Annotated in this window: 15 protein-coding genes; 2 read left to right on the plus strand and 13 right to left on the minus strand. The window is 48.7% G+C overall.

Annotated features, from left to right (window positions below; all coding sequences use genetic code 11):
* Positions 1-11 precede the first annotated feature (11 nt).
* The 8 genes from HF638_RS12315 to HF638_RS12350 all read right to left on the minus strand — a co-directional run bounded on the left by HF638_RS12315 (position 12) and on the right by HF638_RS12350 (position 8,082).
* Entirely contained in the window at positions 12-875 is an 864-nt protein-coding gene (locus HF638_RS12315; RefSeq protein ID WP_169480471.1) for an STM4011 family radical SAM protein, read from the minus strand.
* Positions 872-2,260 carry an STM4012 family radical SAM protein gene (locus HF638_RS12320; protein WP_169480472.1) on the minus strand — a complete coding sequence of 463 codons (1,389 nt, stop codon included), beginning with the start codon at positions 2,258-2,260 and terminating at the stop codon, positions 872-874. Before HF638_RS12320 ends, HF638_RS12315 begins: the two co-directional genes overlap by 4 nt.
* A gap of 16 nt (positions 2,261-2,276) precedes the next feature.
* Entirely contained in the window at positions 2,277-3,062 is a 786-nt protein-coding gene (locus tag HF638_RS12325; RefSeq protein WP_169480473.1) for an STM4013/SEN3800 family hydrolase, read from the minus strand.
* A complete protein-coding gene (locus tag HF638_RS12330) occupies positions 3,055-4,314 on the minus strand; it encodes an STM4014 family protein (protein ID WP_169480474.1) in 1,260 nt (419 codons plus the stop codon). Before HF638_RS12330 ends, HF638_RS12325 begins: the two co-directional genes overlap by 8 nt.
* Before the next feature lie 21 nt (positions 4,315-4,335).
* Positions 4,336-5,178: an STM4015 family protein gene (locus HF638_RS12335; RefSeq protein WP_169480475.1), complete on the minus strand. Its 843-nt coding sequence runs from the start codon at positions 5,176-5,178 to the stop codon at positions 4,336-4,338.
* 350 nt (positions 5,179-5,528) lie between these two features.
* Entirely contained in the window at positions 5,529-6,152 is a 624-nt protein-coding gene (locus HF638_RS12340) for an XTP/dITP diphosphatase (RefSeq protein ID WP_169480476.1), read from the minus strand.
* Between the two features lies 1 nt (position 6,153).
* Positions 6,154-6,909 (minus strand): ribonuclease PH, encoded by a 756-nt coding sequence (gene rph, locus HF638_RS12345; RefSeq protein WP_017692572.1) that lies wholly within the window; start codon positions 6,907-6,909, stop codon positions 6,154-6,156.
* Between the two features lie 117 nt (positions 6,910-7,026).
* The gene (locus tag HF638_RS12350) at positions 7,027-8,082 is read right to left on the minus strand and encodes a GerMN domain-containing protein (RefSeq protein ID WP_169480477.1); all 1,056 of its coding nucleotides are present in this window, start codon (positions 8,080-8,082) and stop codon (positions 7,027-7,029) included.
* A 192-nt stretch (positions 8,083-8,274) separates the two neighbouring features.
* On the opposite strand from HF638_RS12350, the gene HF638_RS12355 reads away from it, so the two are divergent.
* The gene (locus HF638_RS12355) at positions 8,275-8,841 is read left to right on the plus strand and encodes a phosphatidylglycerophosphatase A family protein (protein ID WP_169480478.1); all 567 of its coding nucleotides are present in this window, start codon (positions 8,275-8,277) and stop codon (positions 8,839-8,841) included.
* Between the two features lie 166 nt (positions 8,842-9,007).
* Here HF638_RS12355 and HF638_RS12360 read toward each other — a convergent pair whose 3' ends face one another.
* From HF638_RS12360 to HF638_RS12380, 5 genes are all read right to left on the minus strand, one after another.
* Positions 9,008-9,661, minus strand: a complete 654-nt coding sequence (locus HF638_RS12360; protein ID WP_169480479.1) for a ferric reductase-like transmembrane domain-containing protein — start codon at positions 9,659-9,661, stop codon at positions 9,008-9,010.
* Between the two features lie 31 nt (positions 9,662-9,692).
* Positions 9,693-10,736, minus strand: a complete 1,044-nt coding sequence (locus tag HF638_RS12365; RefSeq protein WP_169480480.1) for an FAD:protein FMN transferase — start codon at positions 10,734-10,736, stop codon at positions 9,693-9,695.
* The gene (locus HF638_RS12370; RefSeq protein ID WP_169480481.1) at positions 10,733-11,149 is read right to left on the minus strand and encodes a hypothetical protein; all 417 of its coding nucleotides are present in this window, start codon (positions 11,147-11,149) and stop codon (positions 10,733-10,735) included. The genes HF638_RS12365 and HF638_RS12370 overlap by 4 nt, the downstream gene beginning before the upstream one ends.
* A gap of 197 nt (positions 11,150-11,346) precedes the next feature.
* Positions 11,347-12,330: an MBL fold metallo-hydrolase gene (locus tag HF638_RS12375; RefSeq protein ID WP_169480482.1), complete on the minus strand. Its 984-nt coding sequence runs from the start codon at positions 12,328-12,330 to the stop codon at positions 11,347-11,349.
* 27 nt (positions 12,331-12,357) lie between these two features.
* On the minus strand, positions 12,358-13,101 hold the full coding sequence (locus HF638_RS12380) for a class I SAM-dependent methyltransferase (protein WP_169480483.1): 744 nt from the start codon (positions 13,099-13,101) through the stop codon (positions 12,358-12,360).
* 240 nt (positions 13,102-13,341) lie between these two features.
* On the opposite strand from HF638_RS12380, the gene HF638_RS12385 reads away from it, so the two are divergent.
* Positions 13,342-14,217, plus strand: coding sequence for a DUF72 domain-containing protein (locus tag HF638_RS12385; RefSeq protein ID WP_169480484.1), 876 nt, complete (start codon positions 13,342-13,344; stop codon positions 14,215-14,217).
* Positions 14,218-14,341 lie beyond the last annotated feature (124 nt).

Raw genomic sequence — 14,341 nt, forward strand, 5'->3', positions numbered from 1 at the left:
ATCCGTTACATCTAACGGTTGATCAATACAGGATTCCGTTCAAGCAACCCACTGCCAAACGTTTCTCTGAACGGGGAATCTTCCATATGAATATAACCGATGTAACAACCACACTTTTTCATGCGACAAGGTCGATCCGCGGCCAAAGCTTGCAGACCATCGCGATACAGATGCCCAATAATTCGGCGATCCTTGTAACACCGCTTCACATGCCCCGACCCTTGCACATAAAATACTTCTGAACCGGCAGCACAACGTTTGCCCAAGCTCTCATAATCCTGCAGATTTCCTTCAAAAAGCGGATCAATCCCGCGTAAAAACTGAATCTCTTCCGGCGTGTAATACTTGGGCCGATCTTTGAAGGCATTAACCCACATGTATACATCATCCGGTAAAGCCTGTCTCATGGACTCAATTGCGGGGAATGCACTGCGGAGTCCGACAGTACCGACACTGAAAGCAAGCCCCATCTGACGCAACGTTAGACATTGTTTTACAAAAGAAGCTTCTTTCGTCTCACGAGGATGATACGTCGCCCAAAAGGCTGCTTTATTCTCATCCAGCTCCCTTGCCCAATCCAGCTTGACGGACAGGTTCGTTTGAATCGCAACTTTATCCACATGTGGCATATGTGACAACTCAACCATCGCTTCCCGGTACCACCGACGCACCAAAGCTTCACCATAGGGATTGAAGAAAATCGAAAATTGGTGCCCCTCAACTTCCTGTTCCCTCACCCAATTCACAAATTGACGCAATTGTATTTCATCCACTTCCAACGTCTCTTTGGAATCCACTGTCTTGCTAAACGGGCAGTATGGACAGTCGTAGTTACAGGAAGACAACTTCCCCCGATAATACAAAGTCGCTCTCATGAGAAAACAAACCCTTCCATCTGTTCACGAATTTCGGCAGATATAAGCCAATCTCCAATCGCATCGGAGTAACCCAGTCCTTCTTCTGTCAGACGCAGTACCTGATTACTCTCATTGATCTCCAGCTGCGCCATACCTTCTGTCAACAGTTCAGCCAACCAGACATAGTCGGACATCACATCGGTACCGAATCGCTGGTGGTAGTCAGACAACGCCAATCCCTCCCGATGCAGCAAGGCTTTCAAAATAAAGCGCCGTCTCTGTTCCTCACGGCTTAACACGATACCATAATCCGCCACATCGTAGCGCTCAGTCGCCACATAATCGGCTATGATGCTCTGTGTGGCCTTGTAACTCACGCCGTACTTGGAAGCATAGTGTACTTCACTCGTATAAGAGCGTGCGCCGCATCCCAGACCAACCATGCCTTCCTCCTGACAGCTGTATGGCAGAAGCACTTTGGATGATGACTGTTCCTTGGCAAATCTGCGCATCGAATATTGCACATAACCTTTACTTTTCAAAGTCTCACGTGCTGCTTTATACAGCTCCATCCGAATGTCCGGTCCCTGACGGCGAATATCATCAGGCTTCACGATCGTATTTTCCCGTGTATACAAGGGGTAGATAAAGATTTCGCCCGGCTCATAGGCCAACACTCTTTCCAGTGAATAGATCCACGATTCAACCGTTTGTCCAGGCAAACCATAGATCAGATCCAGATTCAACAATGGGAAATCATAACGAGTAAGCTTCTCAAGCGCTCGTTCGACCTCCTGCGGTTTTTGCGGACGATAGATGGCGGATGCCTCAGCTTCAATAAAACTCTGAATACCCATACTGACACGATCTACACTTCGTTCCTTCATAATGGACAGCTTGGCTTCCGTAACCGTATCTGGCGACGTCTCCACTGAGATTGATGCTTGCGAGGGGTCCAGTCCCATCACATGTTCAGCAATATCAAACAGACGGTTCAACTGGACCTCATTCAATAATGTAGGCGTTCCACCACCAATCGCGAACCGCGAATACGGTCTTCGAGATGTAATAGGTGCCCACTGCTTCGCCTGACGTTCCAGCGCATCCACATAGCGTTCATGGGTATCATCCCGACGATCCGGCAGTGTGAACAGATTACAGAATCCGCAACGGGCAGCGCAAAAGGGAATGTGCATATATAGAAAATACGTATCCGTATTCTCTTTTTCCCAGAGTGGCCCCAACGGTAGTGGTGGGTCAAGCTCCCGATATGCGGTCTTGTGCGGGTATGAATATAAGTAAGAACGATACGGGAAGGCAAGTACTTCACTGAGACCTGTAGTTATGTTGGATCCAGACGGTGTGGAATGGCCTGTTGTTGTATGTTGCGATTGTTTATCCATCGGTTTCCTCCTGTCTCTATATTAAAAATTCACGATAAGGTACCGTCCAGACGACATCATGTGCGAGCCGGTGTCCTTGATACCCGTCTTCACCGTAAGCTGTACCATGATCGGAAAAAGCCAGGCAATACGCAGGCCGGGCGCGTTTTCGCATCGCCTCGAACAATGGCCCAAGAGCCTCGTCTACATATCGAAGTGCAGCCCGTTGAGTCTCCACCGAGTCTTCCTTGGCTCCTTCTACAAAGTAACGATTCGGACCATGAATGGCAGACACGTTCAAAAACATAAATATCTTTTCATCCGGCGCCGTCTGTTCAAGCAGCTTTAATGCATGCTGTACCTGATGTTCTGTCGATTTGGGGTTGGTTACCCCAAAGTTCATTCGCCAGTAGCTCTGTTGGAAATAGCCGGGCAATACTTTCGCAAGTGGGTTTTTTTTCGTAAAAAAAATGACGCCGCCAATACAGATTGTACGGTAACCTTCGGCTGCGAACCCGGATACGATATCCGGTGTATCAAAAAGCCATGTGTGAGGATGTGTCTTGAGTCCGGTATTCCGGGAATGAAACAGCCGTACATGAGATGCCTTATCTGTATTGGCAGGGGTCGGCATAAAACCACCAAAAAAAGCATGGTGCGCTGCATATGTAAAACTGCCCGGGGTATGACGCTTCTCCCACGGACCCGTACCACACAGATTAGGACAATTCTCCTCTTCCAGCTTGGCTACGTCATATCGTAACGTATCCAGCGTAATCATTAACAGATCATGGGAGCCCACGATGGTGTTCATATCAGGCATGTTGAATAGGCTCCTTTCGTAAAAGTTCCATTTCCCACTCATAGGTTCCGAGGCCATGATGCTCGACCCTGTATAACAGATCTCCAAACGGATTCACATCCAGCACATAGGCACGCGGATTCGAACCACTAGTAAGCATCACATCAATCCCGGCTGACCACGAGTTGGGAAATGCAGACATGGCTGCTTGCGCTGCCGTTCGAACTAGCGACATCCGCTGTTCATCCAGCCCTGCTTCGGTAGGCAGCATTCGTTCATTGCGCAGATGCAGATTGGTAATCGGGGTACGACTCAGCCGCATAATCGCATGACCTGCCTGTCCACCCGCAACCAGTTGGCGAATATCGTAGGCCCGTTGATCAAGCGTGGCTTTGGGCATCCACCGTTCAATCTGTGCACCTTCTACACATAACCAGTTCATCAGCGTAGCAATCTCTTCACTGCAGGTATACTTGCGTAGACGTCCTTCATTGAAAAAAATCGTCTTGCCCTGTGTCTGTTCCATCCCCATCGTCGTTACAGCGATTTCATCACCTGTTCGGGGATTAACTTGATACGCGACAACGCCTGAGGCTCCTGAGCCACTTGCGAGCTTTACAAACACTCGGTTCATACCGGCATACTTCATAACTGTACGCAGATCGGTGTAACTTCGAATCGGCTGTGAAGAGGTTAACACTGGAGGGATTCGAACCCCATGTGAGGATAAATGCTGCTGACACTGTCTTTTATCAAACATCAATTGGATGTCATCAGGATCATTCATAAATCGGACTTCAGGCCATATTTCCCGAGACTCACGGCCAATTCGATCCAAACATGCTTTCCAGCCACGAAACCACTGGGCAGGAGCGTAGATTCTTCCCCACTCCTGTTCCAATGCAAGTGCCTGTTCTGCGGAAAATGCTTCTGTACCCATTCCATCCTTTAATGTTAATTTTGACATTGGCGTATCGTTCATAGCTCCAAGGAACAGTAGCTCACGTTCCACTTCCCAATCCTCACCAGGAGCATCAATTCGAATCAAGGGTACAGGCAGATTGGAATCAACTGTATCAGCGATCGTTCCGCCGTGTCTCCAGTTCTGAAGCAATTGAGCATATGGCAGTACAACCGCAGGTTTCAAACCCAATCTATGCCTGGCCTCTTGCATCCCTTGGGTTCGTCGGTTATTAGGATTTCCAATCAATAATAAGGGCTGATCTCGTGTTGGATCAGGTACATCTATTGTTTGATGCAGGCTTTCATTCATTTCCTTTACACCTGACATCGACTATTCCGTTAACGATGGATAGCGCCAGTCATCCTCATCACTCTGTTGCTGGTCGCTAACATCTACAGATATACCCGATTGGTTCCAGCGACGGATCATTTCATTGGTCATGTAATGGTAACTTAGATCAAGATGTTTCAGTTTCTTGATCTTGTCACTGGCAAGCAACGCCTCAGCCCCTTCATCGGACAACGTCCCTTGCGATAGATCCAGTATTTCAAGTTGATCCAGAATAGGTGCTTCAGCTGCTGCTTTGGCAATCTCATCCTGAATTTCACTGTCTTTCAGACCCAAGTAAACCAGCTTTGGAAATAATCCTTTTTCTAGCAAAGGGAGTACATCTTCAAGTGATCCATTGAAACCATAATTATCCACACCCAAGTACAGTTCCAGTTTACGCAATTCAGGCAACTCGGCATGGGTGATTGAAGATAACACTTCTTTCGGGAGACCGCCACATATAATAATCAATTCTTCCAGCTTGGCATGCTGGAGCGGTTCTAGACTAAGACCGCTACTGCCCATTACCGAGAAGGATTTTAATTCTGGAAAAGCACCCAACAGTGGGGTAAGATTCGTCTGAATAATCCACGATACTTCACACTCTTCGTATCCCATATCCCCGATGAACAGTTTCTTCAATGAAGGAAAGCTTGGAGCTGACTCGACTAGCGTACCTATGAACTCGTCAGGTGAATTTTCATAAGCCTGTCCCCAATCTCCGATGACCAGACTTTCCAGTGAGCTGGCCTCCGGTTTAGCTGCCAGTTCCTTAATTAATTTTTCCATACGAATGCCGTCCTCATATTCATCGTAGGATACAACAAGCTTCACTTCTTGCATGAGTAGATCCCTCCGTTTAAGGTTCATACATGATTCGTTAATTTGAATGTTAACCCATACCACACAAGGCTTGCAACTTCTTCCAACTCCAGTCCCAATGAGATTCCCAATCATGCAATGTGAACCATTTCTGATGTAGGTACAGGAACATACGTTCTGATATATAGTCGCAGAAATAGCTATCTTCAATTAGGTATATGGATGGACCTTCGCCAAACCGGATCAAACACTTCATTTCACACAAAAAGCGTTAATGGCGGGTGAACCATCCCATCGGAATGCTTCTGTCCTTCCATTAACGCTTTGATGTTCACATATCATGAAGTTAAATCAGAATGTTTCGTTTAGTCTCAGCCTTCAAGTCTGGATACAAGCGCTCTCAGCGCATGACCACGGTGGCTAATCGCCTGCTTTTGCTCGAGCGTAAGCTCCGCCATCGTCATCTCGTATTCAGGTACATAGAAGAGTGGGTCATATCCAAAACCGCCAGTACCTGCAGCTTGAGCCGTGATCCAGCCTTCCGCAGTGCCTTCCGATTCATACTTATCACCCGTTGTCGGATCGTACAGTACCAGCGCACAGACGAAACGAGCTGGACTCAGTAGCGGTTGCTCGGTGTCCTCACCGGATTTCAACGATTCCAGTGTCTCCAGCAACTTCGCATTATTCTGTGCATCTGTTGCTTCTTCGCCTGCATATCTCGCTGAATATACTCCCGGCTCCCCGTCCAACAGATCTACGCAAAGTCCTGAATCGTCTGCCAGAACAGGCAAACCAAGCGCATCACCAACCGCCTTGGCTTTCTTCCAGGCATTCTCCGCAAACGTTACGCCATCTTCCACCACATCCGGCAGCTCCGGATAGTCAAACATGCTCTTGACCTCTTTGCCAAGCGGTGCGAAAGCATGAGCGAATTCACGGACTTTACCCGCATTGCGGGTTGCGACAATGAGGATTGGGCTGTCCAAACTCATCTTACGCTTCCCCTAATCCACGCGCGCCGATCTTAAGCGCAATCGGTCCAAGCACTTCTTTTTGACGCTCGATCATCTCCAAAATCCCCTGCTCGCCAAGTTCCAACATGGCGTTCAGCTCACGGCGATCAAATGGTGCTTCCTCACCTGTTCCCTGAAGCTCGACGTATTTACCGCCACCTGTCATCACCAGGTTCATGTCTACCTTGGCTTTGGAATCTTCATCATAGTTCAGATCCAGAACAGGCTGTTCTCCCACAACACCCACACTTACCGCTGCAATGAAATCCGTAATCGGGAACACTTGCAGTTTGTGTTGTTGGGAAATTTTGTTCACGGCAAGCGCCAGCGCTACAAACGCACCCGTAATGGACGTTGTGCGTGTGCCTCCGTCGGCTTGAATAACATCACAGTCCAAGGTAATGGTACGCTCACCAAGAGCCTGCAAATTCACTACCGAGCGCAGTGCCCGACCAATCAGACGCTGGATCTCCATGGTGCGTCCAGTTAATTTGCCACGATTGGCTTCACGTTGGTTCCGGGTATGTGTTGCACGTGGCAACATGGAATATTCCGCTGTTACCCAGCCTTTACCCTGCCCTTTCATAAAGGGAGGTACACGTTCCTCTACTGTAGCTGTACAGATCACCTTTGTATCTCCAACTTCAATCAGTACAGAGCCCTCGGCGTATTTATTCGTGTTCACTGTTAAATTCAGCGGGCGCAGCTGTTCGCTGGTTCGTCCGTTTGATCTCATTTTTCTGCCTCCTACGACTTAAGCATCCTGTAATGTTGAGCTTGTTCACACTTTTACTAATCCCTTATATTTTACCAAAGAGTTCGGTTAAAAGCATCCTTAAGCATTCCTTGCTCATTAAATCGGAATTTCGTTGATATATTCAGGCTTGGAAACAGGTGCACTGTAATCCCTGTTGTCGTCACCCATGACCGTTTTTTGGCCGTTCCATTCGATCTGCACTTTGGCATTCTTGCTGGCTGTATTCTCTGCAGTCGTTAATACGACAGACTGTAACAGCTCGCTTGGCACGATATCGCCTTCGGCAAACATATCATCTTTAAGCGCAACCGTGACCGTGCCATCCTCTGCCGTTTTGACCGATTGCAGCTCCGTTCCGCCTGTCATGACCTCTTCCAGTTCTCCGCCTTTGTCAGGTCCCTTGATCAGCTCATTCAATGCTGCCTGTACCCGATCTTCACCAGGTGTAACCAGACGTGTAACCGGAACATAATATTGGATGCCTGCTGGGGAAGCAGCGGAGAAATAGACCGTTACTGGACTGCTGTTGGTCACAAACGCATCACCCAGATCCAGATTGATTCCCACAGCCCGATTCAGCGGTTCAGGCAACGGGGTGCTATTCACCGGCATTTGCGTTAACTTTTTACCATCGACCCAGATCTGCACATTCTCCACATCAGGTGTTCCCGTTAATGTCCACGTAACAGCTTCTAGCATTTTCCGTTCTTCCTTCGCATCATACTTGGCAAAATTACCCGAGAACTCCACGACCGCCAGCTTGTCATCCGCATGAATCGTTACATTCTGTACAACCGTTCCCTGTGGGAGAACGCCCTGAAACCCTTCAGGCAGCATGCCCGCATAGGCCCCGCCTGTGACAAGTGTATCCAGTGCTGTCTTTGGACTGCTGGCATCTGTTCCAGAAGGAAGTGTCAGGGATACCGGAGCGAGCAGCCCCTGCTGGTCTTGCAGATATACCGTCGTTAACGGGAGCATTGCGAGTGCTCCATTCCCTTCGGCCGCTTGAATCATCGCTGCTTCCTGGATGGGCGGTGGTGGATCAACAGCTTCGGAAGACTGTGCTCCAAACATGCCGCAGCCTGACAATACCATAGGAATGCTCAGCAGCGCAGCTGCCGATACCGTACGCAAAGATTGGATCTTTCTCATGGTCACGTTCCCCCTCATCATTTTTACAGTTTGTACTACCATGTATACGAGCCTTTGTCCAAAAAATAACTAAAAGATAATCGCTTTGCTGAAAACATATAAATTCTATTATCTTAAAGAAACGTAAAACAGGTTCATACGTATTAGGAAGCAAGAGTAGGGACATTGCTAACTTCAGAGGAGGAATCGCCCATGGAACATCCTGAGCAAGAAAAAATCCCTTATAGCCTGAATAGCCGCAAGGTCGCGGAGGCAACAAGGGAATGGCTGCATAAGCGGGGCGTCACGATCCCTGAGATCGCAGAACTGGTCATGTTATTGCAGCAAAAATATTATCCAGGTCTTACGATAGAAGAATGTATCGAAAATGTGGAGATGGTTCTCCGTAAACGTGAGGTACAGAACGCTGTCCTGACCGGTATTCAGCTTGATATCCTGGCAGAACAAGGTCAGCTCATATCTCCTTTGCAGGAAATGATTGAGAACGATGAAGGCCTATATGGCGTGGATGAGATTTTGGCATTCTCCATTGTTAATGTTTATGGCAGCATTGGATTCACGAATTATGGTTATGTGGACAAGCTGAAACCAGGGGTGCTTGAACGACTAAACGACAAGAGCCTGGGGCCTGTCCACACGTTCTTCGATGATATTGTCGGTGCGATTGCATCGGCAGCGAGCAGTCGGATCGCCCATCGCAAACAATCCGAGCTTGAAGAAGCGCTGGGAGAAAAACCTGTCAGCGATGACGCTGTATAACGCGTAACTTGTTTCATATCTGAAGCCATGTGGAACATTGGACATGTGTGTGGATGCTTGGTGAATGAACTGTTCTGTTTCAATAAAATACCTGTTCATGGAAAAAGCGGCCTGATGGCCGCTTCTTTTGCATGTGTACGATACGTATTGCATGATCCACATGTTATTATTTCAGATGCTTAGGTCGTACCGTACCGATCAAACCAAAACCTTCAATCCGCTTCTGCTCAGCAGCTGGCTCAGATGGTGTCCATTTCGGTCCAATCGTGATTTCCGGGCCTTTGCGCTCTCGCAACATGCCACGCAGCACCGTGATACCTAGGATGCTGAGTCCGGTAAATACATACATCATCCGCATGATGATATTGCCAGAATCCGTCCCGGTAACCATGCCATGAACCAGCAGACTAATGAACACCGGATAGGACAGCATGTGGAACATGAACCACCATTTACGGCCCAGCTTGTTCCGCAGGTCACTGGATAACAGGACGATTACTAATCCGTAGAAGGCTAACGTTCCCAGACCACTGCCGATCGGATGCACAGACGCGGTAAAAGGAATCAGAAGTTCTCCCCAGGTAAACGGGCTGTAGTGATCAATATATAACGTTAACGCATGCACGAGTCCAAGTCCGAAGGCGAGCCAGGTCGTTCGTGTATGCCATTTGAACATGGCTGCTTTCGGTTTACCTTTGGCCATAGGCATCCCTTGAGCAATACCCAGGAACACACCGGCAAAGAGCAGCACATAAGCAGCAATTCCACTAATTCGAATGATATTCCACGTCGGCAGGTAATCTACAATCCATTGTGCCATAACCGGCTCCCCCATATCTGTTAGACTTGTCCTATATCAGACTGAAGCGATGATCCGGATCAAAACCGGGCCAGTGCTCAGCGAGCGTATCCGTATTCCCTCTAAAGTAAGTACTCCCATCCCGTGTCATCCACAGGACGTCATGCCGATCATAATGTCGGTTTAACCAGCCCACCGCTTCGGCGCTCCCCAAAATGCAGACCGTCTTGGCAATAATCTCGCATTGTGACGCATGCTGTCCCAGAACGGTACACTGTAGCACATCCGTATCCGTTGGTTCCATCGTCCGGGGATCAATGAGGTGGTGCGCAAGGCTTCCATCCGTATTCTGCCATTGTCTGCGGGAAATACCCGAAGTGGCAACAGCTCCTCGCTGTAAGCGAACTGCACCTGACACATTCTCTTGATCCTGCAAAGGATCTGCTACTTGCAAGGTCCACTGGGGATGGTCTGGTGTACCCCATACTTGAATATCTCCACCTGCGTTAATCACCCCCGCCGGAATATGCAATGTTCGCTGTAACCAGTCTGCGATGCGCTCCACTGCCCAGCCCTTAACGATGCCTCCCAGGTCCAGCTCAGCTCCGGGGTCCAGATGAACCATCCGACTACCTTCCCGCTGAATCCAGCTCGGACGGCTGTGGTCATATCGATCTTCCATCATTCCTGAGCATTCAGGTGTTTTCGTTTGCAAAATACGTTCAAGAAACGGAAGTTGAGACTGTCGTTGTTGTACCTTCTCGAAGCTTAGATCATATCCCGAAGCCTGAAGAGCCTGCGAGATACCCGGTTGAAAAATCCCTTCGGTCAGACCAATATATCCATATGCCAAACTCAAAACTTCATCCATCGCAGCGGAGATGGGCATCCATCCGATTGAACCATTCAGACGATTCAGTTCACTGTCTGCCACAAATCGGCTGAAGCGCTGCTCCTGCGTCTCAAACCAATTCTTCACCAAGGTTGCTGCATGTTCAGCTTCTTCCCTCCCAGCGGACAGTTGCACTTCAACATCCGTGTTCATCGCACGGAATTGAAACCGGAGCGGACGAGCGACTTGCTCCGTGCGGCTCATGATGCACCTGTACGTGACTGATAGTTGCCACTGCTGTACCCGGAGTCTGTACCCTGGTTATTTTGTCCATAACGCTGAGAATCTGAATAACTTCCCTTGTCACTCATGCTTTGATCCGCTCCAGCGGATTGTGTGCTATCGGTTGTTCCATTATATTGGCTATCATTATTGGCATTGTCCTGCGTATTCCAGTTGTGGCTGTCCGTTGTACTACTGATCCATTCATCCATCACATCATCACGCGTATCTACCTGGCTTGAAGCGGTAATGCTTGTATCTGTGCCATTCGCTGCTGCATAAGCCACATCAAAGGCATCCGAGGTTCTTACATATTGAAAGAGTGCAGCCACGGTCAACGTTGCTGCCGCTGAAGCTTGCCATTTTCTCCATTGATTCCGTTTTCTTCTGGTCATCGCTCTTCCCTGCTTTCTTTAGGGTGTGTCTCAAATCTCGCCCTAGCGAAGTTCATAGATGTATCATAGGCGCGCTGGCTTAAAAATAGATGAATGAACCGTTAAGAGAGGCTAAAAAGGCCCAGAACAGGTGAATTTCCTGTCCCGAGCCTCTATATAGGATCGAATTATGATTTCATATCCATATCATCATTCCGTTAGAATCGAAAATAGAACGTGCCATCCGGTCGTTGTTTTTGCTTCACTACTTCGCGTCGAATTAACTCCTGCAGATGGGCCAACGTCTCACTCATGGCAAATCGCAGTTGATGGGTCCCGAGTCGATTGCCAAACATGTGCACACAGATGTCATACGCATTCGCCGGTGACTCCTGAATTCGCTCCGTCATCTTCTGAAGGCGTTCCTCGTGATGAGCGAGCAGATGAACTGTACGTTCGCTGAACTGTGCAAAGGGATTCCGATGTCCTGGATACGCCTGCTTGACATTCAGAGCCCTGAGACGATGCAATCCCTCCATATAAGACAATAGTGGCTGAGGGTCACTGCCTGGTTGAAGACTGATATTTGGTGAAATCTGTGGCAATACGGCATCTCCGCACAGGATCTCCATCGACTCCGGAGCATAAAAAGATAAATGGCCTGGGGCATGTCCACCCGTCTCCACAGCAACCCAACGTTTCCCGCCCATATCGAGCCACTCACCGTCTTCAATGGGTGTCACCTTCGGAAGTGGTGTGATCTGTGAAGTAAATGCCTTCATATGTTCATGCATCTGCTCGGTCTTGTCTTCCGGCATTCCATGACGACCATAATAATCAGGTAATACTGTATTAATGCGTGAATCAGGTCCCCACATATAATCGGCCTCTTGGCGGGAACGTGTGGACATTCGAACGGGTGCCCCCGTCATCTGTTGCATCCAACCCGACAACCCCAGATGATCCGGGTGATGATGAGTCAACACAATTTGATGGATATTGTCAAAGGTCAGACCGAGATCTGACAGCGCTTCGTGCCACTCCAGTTCCGTTTCCGTATTACGCGGTCCCGGATCTATAATGGTGATCGTTCCATCCGGTTCAGACAACACATAACTGTTGACCCATCGCAGGGGAAAAGACATGGTAATCTTGACCCGGTGTATGCCCTCTGTCATGGACATCTCTTCTGTTCGCTTCATCGTACTCCCCTTCCACACGCTCTCTGTTCACTCCACAGGACGATGACCTACAAAAATCATGCGTGGAGAAGCCTGCTCGTCATATTTCTCTTCATCATAGCCGCCATGGACCTGATCTACCCGCAGTCCGGCTTCACTTAACATCTGACTCAGTTGATCCCGTGTGTACAACTTCACACGCTCCTGATATACCCGTGGTTCATCTCCGGATGTAGTATCCGTAATGCGAATTTCCTTTTGCACAAATCCATCCTCAATCTTGCGGAGCTCCTCAATCCGTTGCCCTTCATCCTCTCGAACCGAGTGCGGCACCAGATGACGCGTCACATATGCCGTGTTCATAAAATCAATAATATAGCTGCCACCCGGGCGAAGCATGCGATGAATGGCACGTAATACTTTCAGTTGTTCTCCGTCCTCCAGGAAATAACCAAACGATGTGAACAGATTAACTACGGCGTCGAAGCCACCTTTCAGCGGCAGTTCACGCATGTCCGCGTGACACCAAGATACTCGGTGTTCGTCATCCATTAGGCGGGCTTCACGCAAAAGCACATCGGACAGGTCGACTCCGGTCACTCGTAACCCTGCATCAGCAAGTGCCAGTGAGTGCCGTCCCATACCGCAGCAGAGATCCAATACTTCAGCATTGGGCTTAAGCTTCAACCAATTGATCATTTTATGTACTTCCTGATAGGCACCTTGCACATCCCGGTGCTTGTATACGAGAAGATAATCTTCTCCGAAACTCTTTTCATACCATTCCGTCATCCATTCTCGCCCTCCACCTGTTCACTGGCCCCACTGTCCGTCATCCACTGTTGTTCAGGCCTGATCATTTCCCCTAAGCTTTAATTTATTGTAACGTCTTTATCCTGCAAACTCAAAAAATTCCAGTACATCATCTACATTGAAGAGCCAAAATGCACACGATATAATGTTAAACATACACATACCCTGCGAATCGTTTAACTATAAGAGGTTGTCCAAAAAGCAACAGGAGGTGTTCTTATGATTCACATCGGACTTACCGGATGGGGGGATCAGGAAGATCTCTATCCCATCCGCACCAAAGCTAAAGACAAGCTCGGTCTATACGGGAAATACTTCTCCACCGTGGAGGTGGATAGTTCTTTCTACGCCGTTCAGCCGCGGGATCGAATGGCACGGTGGGCTGCAGAGACGCCCGAATCCTTTGCTTTTATCATCAAAGCCTATCAGGGAATGACCGGACATCTGCGAGGCAAACCATACTTCACCAGCACGTCGGAGATGTATAAGGCTTTTCGGGAATCACTGGAACCGGTCATTGAAGCCGGCAAGATGCAGGCAGCCTTGTTTCAATATCCGCCTTGGTTTGAGTGCAATAAAGACAACGTGAAAGAGCTTCGTGAAGTGAAACTGAGAATGGAGGGCATTCCGTGTGCCCTGGAATTCCGTCATCGTAGCTGGTATGAAGGTGACATGCGCGAGCGGACGCTTTCGTTCCTGAAAGAGCAAGGCTGGATTCACAGCGTCTGTGACGAACCTCAGGCAGGTCTAGGTTCTATCCCCATCGTGCCACAGGCGACGGATTCCGAGATGACACTGGTTCGCATGCACGGACGTAATGTGTCCGGGTGGCATCAGAATGGTGCGCCCAATTGGCGCGAGACCCGTTATTTATACCGTTACAACAAGGAAGAGTTGTTGGAGTGGAAAGAATATCTGGAGCAATTGCAGGAGCAGAGCAAGGATGTCTATGTTATTTTTAACAACAACTCCGGTGGCGATGCAGCAGCCAATGCACAGATGATGATGGATCTGCTGGACCAGCCAGTGAAGCCCTTTCCTGACCGTACTGAACCAGAACAGGAAGAAGGACCGGAGCAGCTGGAATTATTTTGATCCGTGTTCATGACGCAGTTATTCATATTATTGGGTGAAGGTAAGTGTGTTATTGCTATTATGCTGATCAGATTCGGGATTGAAATCACACTAAAAGCGGCAAGCCTGAGGGCATTGCCGCTTT

The organism is Paenibacillus sp. SZ31 (genome assembly GCF_012912005.1).
Lineage (GTDB): Bacteria > Bacillota > Bacilli > Paenibacillales > Paenibacillaceae > Paenibacillus.